This is a genomic window from Fervidobacterium riparium, from assembly GCF_025370035.1.
In the GTDB taxonomy this organism is placed as follows: Bacteria; Thermotogota; Thermotogae; order Thermotogales; family Fervidobacteriaceae; genus Fervidobacterium; species Fervidobacterium gondwanense.
Window position 1 is genome coordinate 1,175,244 of sequence record NZ_CP009277.1, and the last position, 22,755, is coordinate 1,197,998.

General features: G+C 36.1%; 20 protein-coding genes. 18 read left to right on the forward strand and 2 right to left on the reverse strand.

Annotated elements, in window-relative coordinates; genetic code table 11:
* Positions 1-13: 13 nt before the first annotated feature.
* Together IB67_RS05400 and IB67_RS05405 are read left to right on the forward strand one after the other, a co-directional pair.
* A complete protein-coding gene (locus IB67_RS05400) occupies positions 14-1,558 on the forward strand; it encodes an ABC transporter permease (protein ID WP_072760645.1) in 1,545 nt (514 codons plus the stop codon).
* Positions 1,558-3,006 (forward strand): phospho-sugar mutase, encoded by a 1,449-nt coding sequence (locus IB67_RS05405; RefSeq protein WP_072760643.1) that lies wholly within the window; start codon positions 1,558-1,560, stop codon positions 3,004-3,006. Before IB67_RS05400 ends, IB67_RS05405 begins: the two co-directional genes overlap by 1 nt.
* A 43-nt stretch (positions 3,007-3,049) precedes the next feature.
* On the opposite strand, the gene IB67_RS05410 is transcribed toward IB67_RS05405, so the two are convergent.
* Positions 3,050-3,931 carry a PhzF family phenazine biosynthesis protein gene (locus IB67_RS05410; protein ID WP_072760640.1) on the reverse strand — a complete coding sequence of 294 codons (882 nt, stop codon included), beginning with the start codon at positions 3,929-3,931 and terminating at the stop codon, positions 3,050-3,052.
* A gap of 154 nt (positions 3,932-4,085) precedes the next feature.
* Here IB67_RS05410 and IB67_RS05415 point away from each other — a divergent pair, with 154 nt between their 5' ends.
* Complete coding sequence (locus tag IB67_RS05415) at positions 4,086-4,874, forward strand: metallophosphoesterase family protein (protein WP_072760638.1); 789 nt, start codon at positions 4,086-4,088, stop codon at positions 4,872-4,874.
* Positions 4,875-4,984: 110 nt separating this feature from the next.
* Positions 4,985-5,701 carry a DUF3298 and DUF4163 domain-containing protein gene (locus tag IB67_RS05420; protein ID WP_072760636.1) on the forward strand — a complete coding sequence of 239 codons (717 nt, stop codon included), beginning with the start codon at positions 4,985-4,987 and terminating at the stop codon, positions 5,699-5,701.
* A 1,472-nt stretch (positions 5,702-7,173) separates the two neighbouring features.
* On the opposite strand, the gene IB67_RS05425 is transcribed toward IB67_RS05420, so the two are convergent.
* Complete coding sequence (locus tag IB67_RS05425) at positions 7,174-7,470, reverse strand: RsiV family protein (protein WP_082204731.1); 297 nt, start codon at positions 7,468-7,470, stop codon at positions 7,174-7,176.
* Positions 7,471-7,866: 396 nt separating this feature from the next.
* Here IB67_RS05425 and IB67_RS05430 point away from each other — a divergent pair, with 396 nt between their 5' ends.
* The 14 genes from IB67_RS05430 to IB67_RS05495 all read left to right on the forward strand — a co-directional run bounded on the left by IB67_RS05430 (position 7,867) and on the right by IB67_RS05495 (position 22,676).
* Entirely contained in the window at positions 7,867-8,016 is a 150-nt protein-coding gene (locus tag IB67_RS05430; RefSeq protein WP_158510125.1) for a YkvA family protein, read from the forward strand.
* A 135-nt stretch (positions 8,017-8,151) separates the two neighbouring features.
* On the forward strand, positions 8,152-10,593 hold the full coding sequence (locus tag IB67_RS05435; RefSeq protein ID WP_498875162.1) for a type I restriction-modification system subunit M: 2,442 nt from the start codon (positions 8,152-8,154) through the stop codon (positions 10,591-10,593).
* Positions 10,586-11,845, forward strand: a complete 1,260-nt coding sequence (locus tag IB67_RS05440; RefSeq protein WP_498875163.1) for a restriction endonuclease subunit S — start codon at positions 10,586-10,588, stop codon at positions 11,843-11,845. The genes IB67_RS05435 and IB67_RS05440 overlap by 8 nt, the downstream gene beginning before the upstream one ends.
* Before the next feature lie 179 nt (positions 11,846-12,024).
* On the forward strand, positions 12,025-12,774 hold the full coding sequence (locus IB67_RS05445) for a transposase (protein ID WP_498875164.1): 750 nt from the start codon (positions 12,025-12,027) through the stop codon (positions 12,772-12,774).
* Positions 12,775-12,799: 25 nt separating this feature from the next.
* Positions 12,800-13,042, forward strand: coding sequence for a nucleotidyltransferase family protein (locus IB67_RS05450; RefSeq protein WP_498875165.1), 243 nt, complete (start codon positions 12,800-12,802; stop codon positions 13,040-13,042).
* On the forward strand, positions 13,035-13,295 hold the full coding sequence (locus tag IB67_RS05455; protein ID WP_498875166.1) for a HepT-like ribonuclease domain-containing protein: 261 nt from the start codon (positions 13,035-13,037) through the stop codon (positions 13,293-13,295). The genes IB67_RS05450 and IB67_RS05455 overlap by 8 nt, the downstream gene beginning before the upstream one ends.
* 88 nt (positions 13,296-13,383) lie before the next feature.
* Positions 13,384-16,593 carry a type I restriction endonuclease subunit R gene (locus tag IB67_RS05460; RefSeq protein ID WP_498875167.1) on the forward strand — a complete coding sequence of 1,070 codons (3,210 nt, stop codon included), beginning with the start codon at positions 13,384-13,386 and terminating at the stop codon, positions 16,591-16,593.
* Positions 16,594-16,598: 5 nt separating this feature from the next.
* Positions 16,599-17,273 (forward strand): M48 family metallopeptidase, encoded by a 675-nt coding sequence (locus tag IB67_RS05465; RefSeq protein ID WP_498875168.1) that lies wholly within the window; start codon positions 16,599-16,601, stop codon positions 17,271-17,273.
* Positions 17,274-17,296: 23 nt separating this feature from the next.
* Positions 17,297-17,467: a hypothetical protein gene (locus IB67_RS05470; RefSeq protein WP_155804085.1), complete on the forward strand. Its 171-nt coding sequence runs from the start codon at positions 17,297-17,299 to the stop codon at positions 17,465-17,467.
* Positions 17,454-17,831, forward strand: a complete 378-nt coding sequence (locus IB67_RS05475) for a YkvA family protein (RefSeq protein WP_090222513.1) — start codon at positions 17,454-17,456, stop codon at positions 17,829-17,831. Before IB67_RS05470 ends, IB67_RS05475 begins: the two co-directional genes overlap by 14 nt.
* A gap of 229 nt (positions 17,832-18,060) precedes the next feature.
* Positions 18,061-19,320: an FAD-dependent oxidoreductase gene (locus IB67_RS05480; protein WP_498875169.1), complete on the forward strand. Its 1,260-nt coding sequence runs from the start codon at positions 18,061-18,063 to the stop codon at positions 19,318-19,320.
* Between the two features lie 166 nt (positions 19,321-19,486).
* Complete coding sequence (locus tag IB67_RS05485; protein WP_312058725.1) at positions 19,487-19,834, forward strand: carboxymuconolactone decarboxylase family protein; 348 nt, start codon at positions 19,487-19,489, stop codon at positions 19,832-19,834.
* 202 nt (positions 19,835-20,036) lie between these two features.
* Positions 20,037-21,770 carry a hypothetical protein gene (locus tag IB67_RS05490; RefSeq protein WP_498875170.1) on the forward strand — a complete coding sequence of 578 codons (1,734 nt, stop codon included), beginning with the start codon at positions 20,037-20,039 and terminating at the stop codon, positions 21,768-21,770.
* Between the two features lie 120 nt (positions 21,771-21,890).
* The gene (locus tag IB67_RS05495) at positions 21,891-22,676 is read left to right on the forward strand and encodes an MBL fold metallo-hydrolase (RefSeq protein WP_498875171.1); all 786 of its coding nucleotides are present in this window, start codon (positions 21,891-21,893) and stop codon (positions 22,674-22,676) included.
* Positions 22,677-22,755 lie beyond the last annotated feature (79 nt).

Here is a 22,755-nt window from a genome sequence, read left to right on the forward strand (position 1 = left end):
GAGGCTATTTCATATGATTAAGAGAAGACACGTTATATACATACTTCCTATTGCTTACATAATATTTTCACTTTTTATTCCTTTCATCCTCAACCTCCATTTTTCAGGAGGTTTTTCGCTCGATGCACTGATAGACAACGCTTCAAAGATCCGATTTACTATATTTCAGGCTCTTCTTTCCTCAGTTTTGACTGCTTTACTCGGACTTCCAGGAGCTTACCTTGTCGGTAGAACGAAGATACATCCGGTTATAAGGCGCACATTCAGAGTGATGTCAAGCATTCCATTTGTCCTTCCCGGTATAACAATGGCAATAGGATTTTTCTTAGTGTTTGGGAAAAACGGCGTGTACACAAGATTTCTCAATACTTTTGGCTTAGATGTTAGGATACTTTATACCTTCAGCGCAGTTTTACTTGGTCATGTTTTTTATAACTTTCCACTCTTTATTCGGATTGTTGGCGAGGCTTGGGAGAATATAGACGGATACGTAATTGAAGCTGCGAAAGTTGATGGTGCAAGTGGTTGGGAAATATTTTCTAAGATTGAAATTCCGATGTTGTTGCCATCTATTCTCAGAGCTTTCTTTTTAACTTATATATACACTTTTACAAGCTTTTCCGTTGTGCTTATCCTTGGTGGAATTCAGTTCTCAACATTAGAAGTTGCGATTTACATGTACTCGCGAGTAACGTTTGATTTTAGAGCAGCAGCAACGTTGATGATTTTCCAAATTATACTTATATCTTTTATCGGTTATTTTACATCGCTTAAGCGTGAGGTTCATGAGAAGCACCACTATAGACACTTGGACAATTTTCCGAAGTGGGGTTATGTGTTCTTTACAATCTCAGCAATCCTGATATTTATCCCTCTTGTTTACTCAGCTTTATCAGGTTTTCTCGACTATTACGGTAAGTTCTCTCTCGAGAATTTCAAACTGCTATTTTCAGAGGATATATCGTACTTAACGGGTGCGAGTTTAAGCGAAGTTGTAAAGTACACGCTTGTAATCTCTACGAGCGCATCTATTTTGAGCATTCTTGTCAGTTTATTTGCCGGTTATTTCTCAGTGCGTGGAAAGAGGTTACAATATATCGTATTGATACCTGCGGCTATGTCATCCGTATCGCTTGCTTTTTCGTATGTGCTCATAGATATTCCAGTTTTGCTCAAAATAATCCTTGTCCACTCGCTTATAAATCTTCCCATATCATTTGGCATAATAGAATCTGGCTGGAGGAATATACCGCAAAATATAATTGATTCAGCGAAAATAGATGGCGCAGGAACTTTCAGATGGTTTTCAAAAGTCGCATTCCCACTTATGAAAAATAGCATATTTACAGCCTTCGTTTACTCATTTACAATTTCTGTAGGTGAGACATCCGGAACTCTAACATTAGCTGAGCCACCAATAACCACATTCGCAGCCGTTGTTTTTCGATTAATGAGTTCAAGAAATACTGAAATTGCGATGGCATTAAATACATTTTATTTCATATTCGTCGTTACTTTGTTCATAACAATAGAAGCCTTAAGGAAGGAGGAGCATTGATGATTCTTTTTGGTACAGGTGGTATCCGCGGTATTATGAGAGAAGGAGAATTTGATGAGAAGACTGTAGCTGTTGCCTCAAAAGGCGTTGCAGAGTACATGAAAAAGGAAGGATTAAAGAAGGTACTGATTGCATATGATACAAGGAATAACTCTGAAAAGTTCGCCAAGATAAGTGCTTCCGTGTTTGCAGGCGAAGGTATGGAAGTTTACATCTTTGATGAACCTGTACCAACGCCTGTTTTGTCGTATGGGGTTCGAAAATTAAAGATGGACATGGGGGTAGTTATCACAGCGAGCCACAACCCGCCAGAATACAACGGGTACAAAGTTTACACATCAAACGGTGTGCAAGCGGTTCCTGAAGTTACCGATATACTTTCAGACTTAGTCGAACAAGCTTGGAATCAGCCAATAAATGCCATTGAAAAGTACAGTATTTTAGGAACAGACATCCTCGATGAATATATAGATGAGTTGGCTGAACTTATCAACGCGGATCTTAGAGGTCTACGGGTTGTTTACTCCGCACTTCACGGCACTGGTACAAGATTCGTTCCAAGACTTCTGAGAAAAATGGGTGCTGAAGTTATAGAGGTTCAGGAACAGATGAACCATGATGGGAATTTTCCAACTGTGAAAACACCGAACCCAGAAGACAACAGGGCTCTTGTGCTTCTGAGAAAATACATGGAAGAACACAACGTAGAACTTGGAATAGCGACAGACCCCGATGCAGACCGAGTTGGTGTTGTGTATAAGAACGTAAGGCTTACTGGAAATCAGGTTGGCGTGATACTTTCTGACATGCTAATATCAGAATACGTCAATAAAGGCAATAACAAAGGTATGTTAATAAAGACTATAGTGACTACAGACATGGTAAAGCCAATGTGCGAAGAACACGGTATAAGACTCTTTGAAGTTCCTACAGGATTCAAGTTCATCGGTGACTTAGTAGAAAAGACTCCACAGTACGATTTCATTTTTGGTTTTGAAGAAAGCTGTGGATACCTTACAGGTGATATGGCGCGTGATAAAGATGCAGTTTTGGCTTGTGGATTAGTTGCAAAGGCTGCAAAGCAATTTGACTTACTTGAAAGACTTGATGCGTTGTACAAGCAGTATGGATACTACTTCGAAAAACTCTTGAATTTTGAGTTTGCATCAGTTACACAAGCATTGGACGTTTACTCAAAACTCAAATCAGTCGAATTACCCGAAGTGAAAGAAGTAATCGACTATTCAGAAGGGTACGATGGTGTCATACCAAACGAAACTCTTCTATTGGATTTTGAAAATGGAAAGATATTTGTCAGACCATCGGGAACAGAACCCAAGATGAAAGCATATGTTATGGTACAGACTGATAGTAGTGAAAAGTCTGGAAACGAATTAGATAAGCTTGAGAAGTTTATGAAAGATCTTGTCGAGAAGATAAAGGGCTGATAATTTCCAAAAGAAGCGGGGAAATACAACCCCGCTTTTTGATTCAAATATGTAAATCACCTTTGATTATAACCCTTGCATGTCCACCAACAAAAGCTTTGTAGATACCGTCTTTGTACTTTAATGATGCAAATATATTAGACATCCTACCCATGGTCTCACCTTGGATAATTTCGTATGTAACATCAGGCTGGACTACACCATGTGTATAAAGATAATAAATCAATGCACCATTTGCAGTTCCTGTTGCAGATTCTTCCGGGATTCCATACAGTGGAGCAAAATCTCTACAATTCGCAAGTGCTCTGTGTTCATCTAACGTAAATACGTGAAAGCTTACAATGTTGTTTATTCTACAAAAGTCCTCAATTCCATCCAGATTAGGTGAAATAGTAAACAATGTATGTTTAGACCTTACAGGAATAATCATGTCCCATAATCCGGTGCTCACGATTCTCGGCTTAAGGCTATATTTATCATCACCAATCTCCCCGGCCTCTATTCCTAACAATTCAGCAAGAGTAGTCTCGTCGAAATTCATTTCTTCAGATGTTTCCATCATTTGAGGCTCTGCTTGTTCCATCATTACTTTACCATCTTCAACGGTCACTTCAATAGCTCCCGTCCTTGTATGAGCTATGTATTTTTTATTCTCTTGAATAATGCTCTCTTCTTTTAGAACATAAAACGTTGCAATTGTTGCATGACCGCAGAGGTCTATTTCAGAAACGGGGGTGAAATAAAGCAAAACAAATTCATTATCAGACCTTTGTCTCACAAATGCTGTTTCTGAAAATCTAACTTCCTTTGCTATGTTCAACATCGTTTCTTTTGATATCGCGTGATCATCGTTTAACAAGACAACACCTGCTGGATTTCCGTAAAACGGTTTTTGTGTGAAAGCATCGGCAACAAAGAAACGCATCATCGGCCCCCCTTTCCAAATGCTAAGTATTCCGACTAATCTCATTATACCAAAAATGTGCGGTAAGTTTCTCAAAATTTCTTAACACAAAGTATGTTTAGACATAGTATAATTAATATAAATAACTGTAGAATCACCAAAAGGAGTGGTTTCTGTGCGACGAATAGCTTTTATTTCTGACATTCATTCCAACCTCGAAGCTTTAGATTCAGTAATGAAAGATGTTGAGAAACAAAGTATCGATGAAATTTACTGTCTTGGCGACCTGGTTGGTTATGGTCCGAATCCTAACGAAGTTGTTGAAACAATTAGAGCTATGAACATTATCACAGTCATGGGTAATTACGACGATGCTATTGGATATGAAAAAGATAGCTGTGGATGTGCGTACAATCCTGGTAGAGAAACAGAAGTTGGTGATGAGTCGATTAGCTGGACTATAAAGAACACAACAGTTGAGAACAAAGAGTTTCTGAAAAAGCTACCACACAAATTATCATTAGATATTGAAGGAGTCAAAATACTACTTGTTCATGGAAGTCCAATCAATTACCTTATTGAATATGTAAAACCTTCAACAAGTGCGGAAAGATTGAGAGTGCTGGTGAAAAACGTAGAGGAAGACATAATAATTAACGGTCACACCCATTTGATTATGGCCAAACACATCTATGGTAAGACAATCCTCAATCCCGGTAGCGTTGGAAGGACAAAAGATGGACAACCCGGAGCAACTTACTTGATACTGAACGTAGATAACGGAGTTTACTGGTATGAATTCCGATTTGTAGAGTACGATATTAAGACAACTGTTGAGAAAATTATCAAAACTGGTTTACCAATAGAACTCGCAACTGTTTTAGCATTAGGACAGACATTTGATATGGGACCTTCAAAGGAAGAAAAGCCGGAACTGAAAGAAATTCCAGGCTTCAAGATTTGATTTCGAATAAGTAAGGCAATCTTTCCCGGCAACTGTGAATTGATTTAGTTGCTGGGATTGTTTTTTCTTAGGTGTATAATAGAATTGGAGAACATAGAGGAGGTATTCTTATGGAAGAGCAAAAGAGATTTACCAAGCAACTATCTGCACTTTCTGTACTATTCTTGATTGCATTGATCGCATACATACTTTCGATGAACACAAAACAGGTTGTGCTGGTCGAAACTAAAACCGAAGATAAACTAACGAAAATCTTTGTACAAATACCGAAGTTCCAGAATTTCAAAAATGAAAATATACAAAACGAGCTTAATAATGGAATTCAGGAGAAGGTCAAGAAAATCGTTGAAGAGGTTAAAGAAATAGCAGAAGAAGTTAATAAAGTTGAAGAGCTTCGCTATCCATATCAAGCACACATTTCAACTGAAATCACTTATGAAGGTAGAGACCTAATTAGCTTGGTTATTTACTATTACACTTTTACAGGTGGTGCTCACGGTAATACCGTATTTGAAACGTACACTATTGATGTAAAAAGCGGAAAGATTTTGACACTGGCGGATCTATTTGACGGAACATGCGATTATACCAAGGTAATAAAAGACGAAATAATCAAAGAAATCAAATCAGAAGAGCAAGACTACTACCCTGAAGCTATCGAGTATATAACCCAGGAAGATTTTTCCAATAAGGCGTTTACGATCTCAAAAGATGGAGTTCAAATTCGTTACCAAGACTACGAAATCGCACCGCATTCAACTGGACTTCCAACATTCACGATACCTTGGGACAAATTCGCAAACTGCTTGAAGTATACTATAAAATAGTATTCAAACTCCTATTGTTCTTATTGCATTCTTCTGAAGCCACGGTTATTAACGCCCTGGCTTATTTATTCCAGAAAATATGTAAGTCCTTAGGGAATTGCCTGAATTTAACTTGAAATGCATCAGTGGATTCTCGGAAATCAAAGTCCAACCTCTCGATTAGTGCACCTTCTGGATTAATTAAAAACCTGCTTAGTATTGCGCTCAAGCATGTATGAGAATAATAATTAGAAGCGAAAATCCTGCACACGATTTATATTATGTCTATCACTCTGCTCAATTTTCGCTCTCTTTAACAAATGGCGTTCATACCTACACATACAGCGTTGATAATTCTGTTAGTCTCCACTAATGCACTCACGATTTCTGAAGTACATTCTATTGTGAAATACCTTTAGCTATGCCTATAATATTATCTACTATAGATTTACTTTGGCAATAGTTTATTACTATACAAACCTATTTCACTGTGCTTTGCCTATATAACCTTTTAATACATTAGTATATATTTATACACTAAATCTTTATGTGTATGCTAATTATCATTCTTAAGATACAGCATCTTCCCACCGCTCGCCTCATCTTATGTCAACAAGTTGTAATAATTATGTACTTATAGGGTTTTAAGCAGTTTCCGAAAAGACCTAAAAATTACCATGCCGTTTATTTGACCTATAAGCGTTTTCAAACTGTCCAGATATATAAGATTGCGTTAAACCTTCTCGAAAGGGCTTATAAGCGATTTAAAACGAAAGTGTTCGAAAAGCAATAATTTGTGCGTGTTGTAGAACTTAGAATAGTTGACGGAACAAAGGTAACCAAGTCCTCAGAAAAAATGCAATATAATGTTTCTTATATTGCAGTTTTTGTTCCCAATGTCAATCTTCATATAAACAATTAATTTGAGATTATTTCAAGCCGATTTAAAACACCATCCTTTTTATTTGACCTATAAAGCATTTCATGACAGCCGATAATTCTTAATATATCTTCTCGTTTTTGAATGTGTTATAGGGCATTTTACAAGGGTGGCGTTCAAAAACTTTTATTTATACTATTTGTTGCGCGGTATGTTATGTGATTAGCATACAAACAATTGAGAAGTGCGGTGCGAAGGATAGTATTTAATACGATAATAGACGACTGTAAGACCGTACTCTGTTTTCTTATTTGTCTGTAAGATAAATACTGACGAAATGTGAATTTAAGAGCCTAAGAATAAGGGAAGACCATATAACTTAGGTATAGCTATGTTATATCTATGGTAGAAATTACACAGTTCTGACTAAGAAAATAATATATAAGAAAAGTACATTTGTCAGGCATAATAAAGTAGTCAAGATATATACAGTGTGGTTAAGCGCCGTTACTTGCTATTGGCATACTAAATTGTGTCATGGTAATCATGATAGATATACTAAGTAACAATATGAGCACTAATGAAATTTATATCTCAAACAGGTTTCAAGTTTTCAAAATGGAATTTCGAAGATTGGCATACCAGTTAAGTAAGGGGCAATCTCGTAATCTTGGTAGCATATTTGCAAGGCACCTTTTGTTATCGTAAATGGTCTTTGTGACAGGGAGGCTTTTTCAACATACGCAACGGTATCTTCGAAGTGAACATCTTTCTGCAAATTGATTTTGAGTTCACAAAAAACACTGCTAATAATCAATACGACAATAAATGCTACCAAAAGTGTGATTAAAAAACCAAAGTTTTTCCCTCTGTTTCCTCCCACATTAGATGAAGGAGTATGTCTTCGCATACATTATTAATTATACAGCGCACGATAAAGGCCATGGATTCGAATTCCATCGGCTCCACCAGATTTAACAACATATTGATGCGATGGATATGAGCCTTGAGAAATCAAGCCTATGCGTTTTAAAGGATGAACAAAGATAAGGTGAAAAATGAAGTGGTTCGACAGCAAAGCAAAAGCGTTGAAAGGTCTAAAAAGTTGATTGAATGTAAAGAAAAAAGAAAGTATTTGAAATGTTTTTGCGGTAACGATATGATATAATTGTAATAGAATACTAAAGTTGTAACATATCAACAGATAGAATAAATCTATAAGAAATGGCAACTACCTATGCAAGAATATTAGGTTAAGTGGTTAAGCGGAAAATATGGAGTTTCATTTAAAACAAACTTAGCTATTGTGATAGTAGTACTTTATTTTGTTAATCCCATAGATGCCCTACCAGATGGCATTCCTTCTCTTGGCATAACAAATGATGCGGATGTATTTGCGCTCATAATAAACCAAATTAGAGTTGAGTTGGATAGATACAAAGAATGGAAACGATGACTTATTCATCTTGCGAACCTACCTTTTTCAAGAGTTGTTTGTGAGTGTCTCATATTTAAAGGATAATGTGCTTTTTGGAAAGTTTCAATAGTTTTAATAAACATTATAATAAATTTATTAATTGGAGGGATCGATTTGGCTGGTGACAAAATAACCTTAAGACAGCTTGAAACACATCTTTTCAAAGCAGCTGATATACTCAGAGGTAAGATGGACGCCTCTGAATATAAAGAATATATTTTTGGTATGCTTTTTCTAAAATATGCATCAGATGTCTTTGAGGAAAAAAGACAGGAGTTAAAAGATACCTATAAGCTCATGGGATTTTCTGAAGAGCAAATACATGAGCTTTTAGAAGATCCAATCTCTTATGGCGATGCCTTTTTTGTACCTGAAAAGGCAAGATGGGAAAATATTTTGAAATTAAAAGAGGATGTAGGAAATCAACTAAATAAAGCCCTGAGCGCTTTAGAAGAAGCAAATCCAGAGCTTGATGGAGTTTTGAAACACATAGATTTTAACGCAGTAAAGGGAAAAACCCGACTAAAGGATCAGCAGCTTATTGACCTTATTAATCATTTCAACAAGTATAAACTGACACCTTCAAACTTTGAATTTCCTGATCTGCTTGGTGCTGCTTATGAGTATTTGTTAAAGGAATTTGCCGATTCAGCTGGTAAAAAAGGAGGCGAATTTTACACACCGCCACATGTCAAAAAATTAATGGTAAGATTAGTTAAGCCCCGTGAGGGCATGTCAATTTATGACCCAACTGTGGGCTCTGGTGGTTTTTTGATTGAAGCGTTCCACTACGTTGAGGAACAAGGACAAAACCCAAGAAACTTAGCTCTTTACGGGCAAGAACTCAATGGATTGACATGGTCTATATGCAAAATGAATATGATTTTGCATGGCATCAATGATGCAAAAATTGAAAACGAAGACGTACTAACAACCCCCATGTTTTTGGAAAATGGATACATAAAAAGGTTTGATAGAATATTAGCCAATCCACCTTTCTCAGAAAATTATAGCCGCGCAAATATGCAGTTTGAAGAAAGATTTAAATATGGCTTTACTCCTGAGAATGGGAAAAAGGCAGACCTTATGTTTTTACAGCACATGATTGCAAGCCTGAAAGATGACGGAGTAATGGCAACAGTTATGCCCCATGGAGTTTTGTTCAGAGGTGGACAGGAAAAGGTTATAAGGGAAGGGATTGTAAGAGATGATTTGATTGAGGCAATAATAGGACTGCCACCGAAGCTTTTCTACAACACCGGAATACCTGCTTGTATTATTGTGATTAATAAAAACAAGCCAGAACATTTAAAAAATAAGATCTTGTTTATTAACGCTGATAGAGAGTATGGAGAAGGTAGAAATCAGAATTTCTTGAGACCAGAGGACATAGAAAAAATAGTCACAGTGTTCGATGAGAAAAAAGAGATACCTAAATACTCAAGGTTGGTTGATATAAAAGAGATAGAGGAGAATGATTTTAATCTAAATATTCGACGGTACGTAGATAATTCCCCAGACCCTGAAATCGAAGATGTGCGTGCCCATCTTTTTGGTGGTGTACCGAAGAAAGAAGTATTGCTGTATGAAAACCAGTTGAGGAAATTTAAGTTGAGCTATGATATTTTGCTATCAGAGAAGAGTGAAGATTATTTGGAGTTTAGAAAAGACATTACTGACAAAAATCAAATTAAGGAACTGATTGATAACTGTGCTGAGGTTAAACATACAATAGAAGAACACAAAGAAAAACTTTTGGAGTGGTGGCAGGTTGTAAGGACTGAAATTGAACAGTTTTACGGCAAAAATAATCTTTGGAAGTTTAGAAATGAAGCTTTGAAAAAGTTGAAAGAAAGTCTCTTGCCAATTGGAACATTTGATGAGTTCAAAATAGCGGGCATATTTGCAAATTGGTGGGAAGAACTTGTTTATGATTTTAAAAGTATAGTTTCTGCGGGTTGGAACAAGAATTTGGTTGAAGGAGAAAGAATTAAAGAAAAATATTTTAAAGAAGATATAGAAGAAATTGAAGATCTTGAAAGCAGGCTTGCCGAAATTGAAGCAGATTTAAGTGAGCTTTTAGAAGAGGTTGAAGATTGGGATGAAGAGCAGCAGGGAGATAAAACTGCAAGCAAGGTCAAAGAGTTTCTGAAGGACTTGGTTAAAGATTTAAAATCAAAAGACAGCGAGACTGCAAGAAGAGAAGCAAAAAAATGGGTAGACTTGTTAGAAAATATTGCTCAAAAAGAAAAGCAAATTAAAAAGGTAAGAAGCGAGATAAGCAGAAAGCAAAAGGAAATTGAAAATAAGATAAATGAAAAGATTGAATCTATTACCGAAGAAGAAGCAAAAGAGCTATTGCTCGAGAAGTTCTTTGAATTAATTAGCAATCAACTTGAAAAGTACTTAAATGCAGAGAAGAAAGAACTGATAAAGACTTTTGAAAAGCTTTGGGATAAATACAAAGTTTCTTTGCAAGACTTGAAAGCTGAAAGAGATGAAGAAATCAAAAAATTGGAGGAATTTTTACAAAGGCTGGGATATTGCTATGAGTGAGAATGTTAAATTGCCTGATGGATGGCAGAAAGTAAAACTGAGCGAAATAATTGAAGAAGTTAAAGAGAGAAATATTACTAATAATAAAGAGTATCCTATATTAACTTCTTCTCGTAAAGGAATATATATTCAAGAAGAATACTTTAATCGTGTTGTTGCAAGTGAAAACTTATCTAACTATAAAATCATCAGAAAAAATGAGTTTACGTATCGCTCGATGAGCGATGACCAAACTTTTGTTTTTAATAGACTTGAATTACTTGAGGTTGGATTAGTGAGCCCTGCTTATTATGTTTTCAAAGCAAAAAATTCTTTGAGCACATTCATTAAATATTTTCTAAATAATTCACAAGAAATAAAATCGCAGATTTCTAAAGTAATAGAAGGAACAACAAGGACAGCTCTAAGATTTAATCAAGTTTTAAAGTTTGTAGCAATGGTTCCCCCTCTCCCTGAACAACGCAAAATCGCTGAAATACTTGAGACAATTGATAATGCAATTGAAAAAACTGATGCCATTATAGAAAAGTACAAACGCATAAAGCAAGGTTTGATGCAAGATTTGTTTACTAAAGGAGTGGTAAGTGAGGGTGCAGGTGAGCGTGAGAGGTGGAGGTTGAGAGATGAGAATATTGATAAATTCAAGGACTCACCGCTTGGGAGGATTCCTGAAGGTTGGAAATGGGTAAAGTTGGGGGAAGTGATAACTTTTATTAAAGGCAAAGTTCCCAATAAACTATCAAACATTCAAGAGCATAGTATGGTAATATACTTATCACCAGAATATTTAAGAGGAAACATCAACGAAACATTTTTCTGCAGTGTAAAAAATGTTATTTTAGCAGATAATGACATAATAATATTGTTTGACGGTTCAAATGCTGGAGAAATATTTTTTGCAGAGAAGGGTGCAATTGCTTCAACTATGGCTAAGGTAGACATTCAGACAAAATTTATTCATAAAATTTTTCTTTATTATGTTCTAAAATCATATGAAAGGTTAATAAAATCCCAAATAAAAGGTTCTGGCATTCCTCATGTAGAAAAAAATATTTTCGAACTACTTTTTGCACCTCTCCCCCCTCTCCCTGAACAACGTAAAATCGCAGAAATACTTGAGACAATTGATAATGCAATTGAAAAAACTGACGCTATTAAGGAAAAACTTGAAAGAATCAAAAAAGGCTTGATGGAAGATTTGCTAACAGGCAAAGTTAGAGTAAATCACCTTATTGAGGAGGAAGAAAAATGAACAGTGATATACAAGTAATTTTACAAGAACGTAAAAATTATTTAGTGGAGACCCTGGCCAAAGTGGGATGTGAAATTGGAGGGATGAGTTAACAAATAAAAAAGAGAGTTAACAAAAAGGGGGAACCGTGCCAAAATTGTATCGAACACCAATCAATACGAAAGGAGGCACAGTTCCCCGTGATCAAAGTTATTATACCAGAAAAATCATTAGAAGCTATTGCGAAAATTGTCTTTAAGAGGTCAAGGAGGATGTTTACGAGGAAATATTCGGATTTAGACATATTAAGAGTCATCATTGCAATGTGTTTGACGAAATGTCAGTATGTGAGGGAGTTCTACGATGAAGTCAAGAGAGGGAATATCTATTATCCATACAAGTTACCAACTCGGCAGACGTTAACGTATCGGATGAAATATATAGACAAAGCGAAGATATCAGGAATAATGAAGAAGGTAGCAGGGAGCATACTTGCGATAGATTCGAGCGAGTTGAGAAATAAGAAAGAGAGATTGCATGCGTTGTACAACAGCAAAGAGAAAGTAGTAGTGGACTTCGAGGTAAGTGAGAGGCGAGAATGGGACGTAGGGATAGAAATGACGAAAGGGTGCAAAGGTAGTTTAATAATAGGAGACAGGGGATATCACGTTAAAAAGTTCAGGGCAGAAGGGGAAGGAGAAAAGATAATCAGGCCGAGGGGAAAAGCTGGTGAAGAATTCATGAAAAGTGAGCTGATGAGGGCGATATACAGGAAGAGGTGGGAGATAGAGTACTATTTTGAAAGGTTGAAACTGGGATTAGTGATAGAGAAGATAAACAAAGCGACGTTGTTTACGAAGTTAACGATAAGGTTAATTGGGCAGGAGTTAACATACTTGATAGGGATGCTGAAGAAACAACCGAAGCTATACACAGTTCTGTTCACTTAGATTTTACATTGGCCAGGGTGATTTAGTGGAAAAGTTCGGAGTAATTGAAATTGCTGTCTTTGGTTCATATGCAAGGGGCGAACAAAGAAATGATAGTGATGTAGATATCATTGTTGATTTTAAAGAGGGTTACAAAACTTTTGATAATTACATGAATTTGAAATTCTACCTTGAAGAACTTTTTGGTAAAAAGGTTGACCTTGTGATTAAATCGGCTATAAATCCACGCATAAAACCTTTCATAATGGAGGAAGCCATATATGTCTAAAAAGCGTATACTAAAGGTAATTCTTGAAGACATCATTGAAGAGATTGACCGCATTAAAAAGTTTACACAAGGAATTGAGAAATACAACAATTTTGTTGAAAATGAACTGGTTTTTTATGCAGTTTTAAAAGCTCTTGAAAATATTGGTGAAGCTGTTAAGCAGATTCCGGATGATAAAAGAGAGCTTTATCCAATAGAATGGAAGAAAATCGCTGGTTTAAGGGATATTCTTATTCATGAGTATTTTGAATAGATGCTGAAATAATCTGGGAGGTTATCAAAGAGAAGCTGCCGGAACTTGAAAAGGCAGTAAAATTCCTTCTTGAAAAGGAGAGTTAAAAATGTTTTACAAACTTGACGAAGAACATTATGTTGAAAATTCATTCCTCTTTCACCTTCAAAGGCTTGGATGGAAGATTTATAGACAAAACAAAGATAACCCTGAGGATACAAAAGAAATAATATCGTTCACTTCTTCATTAGAACCTGAATATGGTGAAAGCCAAAAATTCAGAGAAAGCTTTAAAGAAGTAATCCTTGAGGGAGTTTTAAGGGAGTCTTTAAAGAGAATAAACCCATGGATAGAAGATGACCAAATAAGTGAAGTTGTTCGAAGAATTACAACACCACAAGCTAACTCTCTTTTAGAGGCAAATAAAGAAATCCACGACTTGCTTTTAGAGAACACCTCAGTTTCTGAAAATAGAAAAACAGGAGAAAAAAGCCCAACTGTTAAGTTTATTGATTTTAAAAATCCGGACAATAATTCATTCATTGCTATATCACAGTTTAAAGTGAATATAACGGGAACTGAAAAACATATTGTTCCCGATTTAGTCCTTTTTGTGAATGGTTTGCCTCTTGTGGTGGTTGAATGCAAATCTCCAGCCATTGCTGACCCAATTTCTGAAGCAATTACTCAGCTTATGCGCTATTGTAACAGACGTGGCGCAATTGAGGGAAATGAAAAGCTTTTTTGGTACAACTTATTCTTAGTAGCTACATCCAATCAGGTTGCAAAGTATGGCACAATAACCTCAGAGTATGAGCACTTTGTTGAGTGGAAAGACCCTTATCCTTTTTCGCTGTCAAACGTAAATCCAGATGGAAATGTAACAAGCCAGCAAGTTTTGATTCATGGGATGCTTTCAAAAGAAAACCTTCTTGATCTGCTTCACACATTCACCATCTTTAAAGAAGATCCAAAAAGCAAAATGATAAAGGTTGTTGCAAGGTATCAGCAATTTAGAGCAGTAAAGAAGATGATAAAAAGGTTAAAAGAAGGCAAAACACCAGACGAAAGAGGAGGAATTGTTTGGCATACACAAGGCTCTGGTAAATCTTTGACAATGATGTTTATGGTTCGAGAGCTTTATCACAATCCTGAGTTTGGAAACTACAAAGTTGTTTTTGTCACAGATAGAAGAGATCTTGAAAAGCAGTTAAATGAAACATCAAGAAGTGTTGGATTTACTGTTAAGTTAGCAAGAAGCATTCAGGAGCTTAAAGAACTTTTAAAAACTGATACACCCGAACTTGTTATGGCTATGGTTCATAAATTTCAAGAGAGGGAATTAAAAGGAGAATTTCCTGTCCTCAACACATCACCTAATATTCTAATAATGATAGATGAAGCACACAGAACCCAATACAAGCTGCTGGGTGCAAATTTAAGAAAAGCTCTTCCAAATGCAACAAAAATAGCATTTACAGGTACACCTATAGAAAAGACCGAGATGACATTTGGCGATTACATAGACAAGTACAGCATAAAGCAGGCAGTTGAAGATGGTGTGACTGTTGAGATTGTATATGAAGGGAGAGTTCACAGCGCGGAGCTTTCAGACGAAGAGGCAGCAAATGCAAAGTTTGAAGATGTTTTCAAAGACGCTGATAAAGATACAAAAAGAATGATAATGGGAAGATTCACATGGAGAGCGTATCTTGAAGCTGAAGAAGTTATCCGTGACAAAGCAAAAGATATGATACAGCACTATATAACTCATATATTCCCAAATGGATTTAAAGCTCAAGTTGTTGCAGTGTCTCGTCTTGCTGCAATAAGATATAAAAAAGCACTTGAAGAGGCTCTCAAAGAAAAGATTTATGAATTAGAAAAAGAAAATAATTCAAAAATAGATTTAGAAACATTGAAAAAGTTAGAGGTTGGTGTGGTTATTTCAGGAGCTCAGAACGACCCACCTGAGTATCGTCCTTATACTGACCCCAATGAGCACGAAAGGATAATCAAAAGCTTTAAACTTCCATTTGACAAAGTAGATGAAAATGGTATCAGTGGCAATGTTGGTATTTTGGTTGTTCAAAATATGCTGATAACTGGTTTTGATGCACCTGTAGAGCAGGTTATGTATCTTGATAATGTGATTAAAGGACATAACTTGCTACAAGCTATTGCAAGGGTAAATAGAGTATACAAAAATAAGTCTTGTGGTTTTGTTGTAGATTATGTAGGTGTTTTGAAACATTTAAAAGAAGCGCTGGCTATTTACGCAGATGAAGATATTGACGAGATTTCACAGGTAGTTAGGAACAAAGCAAAAAGCGTTGATGAATTGAAGTTGAATCACCGCAGGATTGAAGAGTTCTTTGAAAAATATAAGATTAAAAATTGGCGTCAGAATATAGACGAGTGTATTGACATTCTTGTAGATGAAGAGATTAGAGATGAATTCATAGCACTTGTAAGACAATTTAACCGTAGTATGGATGCAGTTCTTCCCGACCCAGAGGCCTTAAAATATGTACATGATTTAAAAATTCTGGGTTTTATAAAAGAATCAGCAAGGAATAGATACAGAGATGACAAACTAAGTATAAAAGATACAAGTAACAAGATAAGGGGGATTATTGAAGAGTATCTACATTCTCAAGGTATTGATCCTAAAATACCACCCACTCCGCTTTTTGAAGACAAATTTCTCGAAAAACTTCACAAGGAACCAAGTAAAGCAAGGACACAAGAACTTCAACATGCAATCGTTGAGCATATTGAGGAACATTGGGAAGAAGACCCAGAACTCTATGAAAGATTTTCTGATAGACTGAAAAGACTACTTGAAGAATATAGAGAAAATTGGGACGTTTTGTATGATGAGCTTGAAAAATTAAGAGGAGAAATGAAAAAGGGAAGAGAAGTTGAACAAACATTTGGACTTGAACCTAAGAAAGAAATGCCATTTTTTGGTCTGATCAAAAGTGAAATATTTGGTAAAAAATCTGTCAGTGAGCTAACTGATAGCGAGATAGATTTTCTTGTTAACACAACTAAGGATATTATAGAGATAATAAGTAGAGAGGCTCAAACGGTTGATTTTTGGGAAAATATAACCAAACAAAAGAGGCTTAAATCTTATATAATTTCACACTTGCTTGCTAAAATATCATCTTCAACTTTTAAAAATAACTATGATACTGTAAGTGAAGAGCCTGTGCCTTATATAGCTAATTCTACAGCCAATATTGTATTCAGCAAAAGAAATGAAATAGCTCAAAAATTAATAGAACTTGCTTATTACCACTTTAGGAAGTGAGATTAATGGAAGACATAAAAATTGAAAAGATAATACGCTCGAAAAGAAAAACCATAGCTTTGCAGATGACAGACAATGCAACACTAATCGTTAGAGCTCCATTTAATTTAAGTGAAAAGACTATTTGGGAAGTTATAAATAAACATAAAAAATGGATTTATAAAAATAAAAAAGAGATAGAAGCAAGAGATCCAAAAGCTTTGCCCAAAGAATTTGTGAGTGGAGAAGGATTTTTATACCTTGGCAAGTATTATAAATTGCATATAGTAGATGGGCAAGAACAGCCGCTTAAATTTGAAAATGGGTTTTATCTTTCAAGAAGTGCTTTGCCAGAAGCAAAAAAGGTGTTTATAGATTGGTATAAAAAAGCTGCTTACGAGAAGATTATAGAACGGGTAAACTGGTGGGCTCAAAAAAGAGGTTTTAAATATAACAAAGTAAATATAACAAATGCCCAAAGAAGATGGGGGACTTGTTCTTCTAAAGGGAATTTAAACTTTTCTTGGCGGCTTATTATGGCCCCCCTTTCTGTTATTGATTATGTTGTTGTGCACGAACTTGTGCATCTTGAAGAAAAAAATCATAGCAAGGCCTTTTGGACAAAAGTAAAGATGCTTATGCCTGATTATAAAAAATATGAAGATTGGTTAAAAAAGAATGGGTATTTACTGAAACTCTAATGAAATTTGTGGAGGGTGGTAAAGTGCAAGAGATATTTAAAAAATATAAAGAAAGGTTGGTTAATTTAAGCGGCAGAAACAGAAGTTTGATGATGAAAAAGATATATAAAAAGCATTCATTTGATTTGTATCTATTAAAGAACTTTCAAGATAAAGATATTTATGCAGGAGGTATTATTTATGAACAATTCTGAATACGAATCTGAATATGAAAAATATAGAAAGAAAGCTGAAGAATATATAAATGATAGAGAAAAAACCAGGAATCTTTTAGATCAAGCTGCGAAAAAGGCTAAAAAACAAGGGCCTTTAGACAAAATATGGGATGATATTCAACTTATGTTTGGATTATTAGGCGATTGGTTAAGTGGAACATATAAAGTTTCAACAGGAACAATCTTAGCTATTTTGGGAGCAGTAATTTATTTTGTTACTCCCATTGACGCTATAGTAGATTTTATTCCTGTTCTTGGTTGGATGGATGATGCAGCTGTATTTACGCTAGTAATAAACCAAATTAGAGCTGAGTTGGATAGGTATAAAGAATGGAAACGGTGAGTTATTCATCTTGGGAAACCTGCTTTTGTCAAGAGTTAGTTGGGGGTGTTACCTATTTAAACGGTAATGCGGTTTTTGGAAAGTTTCAATATTTTTAGTTAACATTATCTTACTAGAAAGAGGAGGAGTTATTTGTGATTGAAACAGACATTTTAGTTATCGGTGGTAGTGCAGGTGGTATACTTACAGCAACCACGGCAAAAAAATCTATCCAGACAAGAGGGTCGTCGTGGTAAGGAAAAATAAAACAGTTATGGTTCCTTGTGGGATTCCTTACATATTTGGTACTCTCTATGACACCTCAAAGAACAGAATTCATGATGAAATGGTTAAAAGTGCTGGCGTTGAACTACTCATAGACGAGGTCATTAGTATTGACAAAGACAAAAAAGTAGCGATTTTGAAGAGTGGTGAAGAAATCAAATGGGACAAACTTGTTCTTGCAACAGGTTCACTGCCGGTTATTCCAAAGTGGCTACCTGGACACGACCTTGAAAACGTCTTCCCAATTATCAAAGATGAAGAATATCTTTCAAACATGCTCAGTAAGCTCAAAGAGATTAATGAAGTTGTTATAATTGGTGGAGGTTTTATTGGTGTAGAATTTGCTGAACAACTCGCGCTTGCTGGTAAACACGTAACACTTGTTGAAATAGCCCACAAGATACTTTGGCAAGCATTTGATGACGAATTTGCAGCGATTGCGGAACAAGACCTCGAAAGCCACGGGGTTACACTCAAACTGGGAACGAAAGTCAAAGCAATTCTTGGAAACGGCAAGGTAGAAGAAGTGGAATTTGAAAGTGGGGAAAGAGTTAAAGCAGAAGCAGTCATACTCTCCATGGGTGTCACGCCAAATACAGAGCTTGCAAAACAGCTTGGACTTGACCTCACAAGAAAAGGTGCCATAGTAGTTGATGAATACATGAGAACAAGTGCTCCAGATATCTTTGCTGTTGGTGACTGTGCACTTAAAAGAGACTTCTTCACCAGCAGGCATGTTCCAATACTTCTTGCATCAACTGCAGCTATGGAAGCAAAAATTGCAGCAGCTAACCTGTATGGTATCAAGTTCATCAGAGAGAACAGAGGCACTGTAAGTGCATTCTCTACGAAGATATTTGATAAAACTTATGGAGTTGCTGGTATAATCGAAAGATTTGCCAAAGAAGATGGATTTGATTACGTGGTTGGAAAAGCCGTATCTATGGATAGACATCCGGGGGCTTTACCAGGTGCAAAGAAAATCGAAGTTAAACTCATCTTCTCAAGAACATCTGGAGTTCTTATAGGTGCCCAAGTAGTTGGAGGCGATAGTGTTGGAGAAATGATTAATATACTAAGTCTTGCAATCCAAAAAGGTCTGACAGCAAATGAACTCAACACTATGCAAGTTGCAACTCACCCACTCGTGACTGCTTCACCTGTGACTTATCCAATCAATGCAGCAGCACTCGATGCGCTCGTAAAAATCTGCACAAAGTGCTGAACACTAAATAGGAAATAACTACACTTAATTCAGAGGTCTGGGACATTCCAGACCTCTTATATTTTTCTGTTACTAAGGCTTGACTAAGTAATTTATCGTGATATAATTAACACTTAATCGCTCGAGTGAAAAGAGCGAAAGAATATAAGAATTGGAGGTATAGCATATGGATGCAAGAAAATCAGTGAATGATTTCATGAATACTATGAAAGAACTTTCAAAATTCGACAAACCTTACGTTGATTCATTCATGAACTTTTTCAAAGAAGCTGAAAAACCAGGGAAACTCACTGCAAAAGAAAAGGCATTAATAGCTGTTGCCGTTGCAGTTTCTGAAAGATGTTCCTATTGTATTGCCATCCACACTAAGAATGCGCTTGATGCGGGAGCAACGCGTGAAGAAATTCTTGAAGCTGTAGAAGTTGCTGGACTTATGGGTGGCGGACCAGCTATAGCTTACATAACTCTCGTTCTTGAAGCGCTTGATGCATTTGGAGCAAAACAAGATAAATAAAGTTCTTAAGCAAGAACAAAAAAGTCCTGGGTCTTTCCCAGGACTTTTAGTTATTTTAATCCCAAAGTAAAGAATATTAAAAATTAGTGGTATAATTAAATTAAAATGTTTTGCTTTAACTTGAACCATAAGTGGATAGACGGCTTTATATCGTTCAAAAACACAAAGTAAGTTCCAAACCTTATAGAAAGGGGGTATCGGTATGGCAAGAAAGTTTATTTTGACAGTTGTTTTCGGCATGCTGTTTTCGACATTATACCTATTCGCTATCACCATAACCGTTCCTGGAAACTCTGATTTCGTTATGTACCTTAACCTCAGTAACATCAGTGACCAAGAACTGGCAACTGTTCTCCAAGATGCGGATATTACTCCAATAATTTCGGTGTATGGAAAGCTTTCAATTGGTAATGCATTAAACCCATCATTTTTCGACGAGCTCGAAAACTTTTCACCTAAGGTTTTGTTCGGTTCACCAATAGGTATGGTGCTCCCAGGAAAAATTGGTGACAAGAGCCTGGAGTTTTTGCTTAGCTACATGTTTGATACAAACGTCCAAATTCCGAAGCTAACAATCAACGAACCTTCGGTAGTCACAATTGATAACAAAAAACTCCACATCATACGCTCAAAAGATAACATTTATCTGTGTTTCAACAAAGACATTTCTATGTTCACAAAAGACATGCTAAATACCAAGATTTCAGCTATATCTCTTTCAACAAAAGATGATGTTATAGCTTACTTTAAGACATACAAAAAATCATTTATAGGCGAATTTTTATACACGTTCGGTGATTATTTTGGTATTCCTAATTCCGATGAACTAATTATCACCAAGAATGGTGAAAACTATAGCTTAAGCGTGACGGTTAACAAAACATTTTCTGACTACGAGAAAAAACTAGTACTTACCAGAAGAGGTATCCTGAAAGGACTTTCCTATCTAAATGGAGCTAACGTCATTGTCGCATTAGACACAAGCAACATTGCAGACCTTTCTTTGTTAAGTAAAAATTTGGATATGGATATTCCTCAAGAAATACAAAAAGTATTCGAATTCTTAGACATCTTTAACTCAATTGCACTTTCCGCAACTTTTGATGGATACTTCACATTCTCAGGTACATACAAACCCGAAAACGAACAAGATGCGAGATTTATATCCTCACTACTGAAAAACCAACTCTCAAACATGGGATATCAAGTAGTTGTTGAAAATCAAAAAATAAACATATACCCAAGCCAGATAGACAAAGCCCTGCTAAAGTCGATAACCGAAAACGCTTCGTTTATACTGTCCATAAACTACTCCGATGAAGAAAGTTCGGCAATGCTTAGTATAAAAACTGAAATTTTAGATAGCGGCAACTTGTCAATAAGTGGAGAATTTAATAACTTAGCCTGGTTCCTTGAAAAGTTCGAAGAATTAGCAGAACCATATTTTGATGAAACATATGAAGAGGAATGGGAATACAAAGAAGACGAGAATTGGGATGAAGAATACGAAGAATATGACGAAGAATATGAGGAAGAATATGAAGAAGAATACGGCGAAGAACGGTATGAGGAAGAAGATACAACAGAAGAAATCAACTATTCCGAGCTTGAATACGAAATAGCGGATGAGATAGTCAAAATACTCAACGCATGTGCTGATTACGTCCGTAATCAAGGACCGCAAGAGGTTACTTTAGAAGACTTGTATGATTATGGCTATATCGATTATATACCAGACAACTTCGATGTAAAAGGTGTCGTCATGAACGATGGGACGGTTTATGTTGTTATACATGTTGACGTTTCAGAGTACGACGTCGAACCAAGCAATATTAAGAGTATACTCTACTACGACAAAAACATCTATTCAGACATCATCAACGGAAAAATAAGTGTGATTCTGCACGTTGAACCTGAGCAGAAAGCTGAAGAGTAAAAAGAACAAGGAAATCTGTAAGTTTATTATCTAATCAGTAAACGGTGCCCCGTACGGGGCACTTTTATTTCTGAAAGTAGTATAATTGTAGTAGTGAATTACCCACAAGGAGGCTTAAAAGTGCAAAACAACAGTTCATCGATTACTCTTGGGTCTACTAATTTGACTATCCTTTGCGATGATACTCTTCAACCGCCACTACACTCTGAGCATGGTTTTTCTTTGCTGGTTGAAAAAGCTGGAGAACCAACTGTGCTATTTGACACCGGTACATCTGATGTATTCATCAAAAATGCAAGTACCATTGGTAAAAACCTTACGAAGGTAGATTATATTGTCATTAGTCACGGTCACTACGACCACGCAGGCGGGTTGAAATATTTAACCAACCTTGGCAAAAAATTCAATGTTTATCTTAGACAAGATGCATTTTTACCAAAATACAGTGGTGACAGATTCACTGGAATAGACTGGGAAGCGATAAAAGACTGGTTTGAATTTGTAATTGTCAAAGACAAACTCATCAAGATAACGAATTCCATTTATGCTTTTGGACCCGCACGGATGAGAAGCAAATTCGAAGAGCCTGATCCTAGTTTCCAGATTATAAAGAACAACGAAATGGTCAGGGACTTTTTTGAAGAAGAATTAAACCTTGTCGTAGATGAAGACGATGGAATAGTGTTGATAACCGGATGCGCACACAGAGGGATAATAAACATAGTTCTTGATGCTCTTGAATTGTTTGATAAGAGAATCAAACTCCTTATTGGTGGATTTCATCTTTACACATCATCTGAGGAAAAGGTTGATAAAGTCGTCTCAATTCTAAAAAGCTTGCCGATTGAACAGATAATTCCACTACACTGTAGTGGCGAGTTGGCGAGGATGAAACTTGCACTATAGATTCCGTCTTTAGCTTTGAATAGTGGTGCTTTGTTAGGAATTTACCTTTTGAAGTATACAAGAAATATAAAGAAAGATA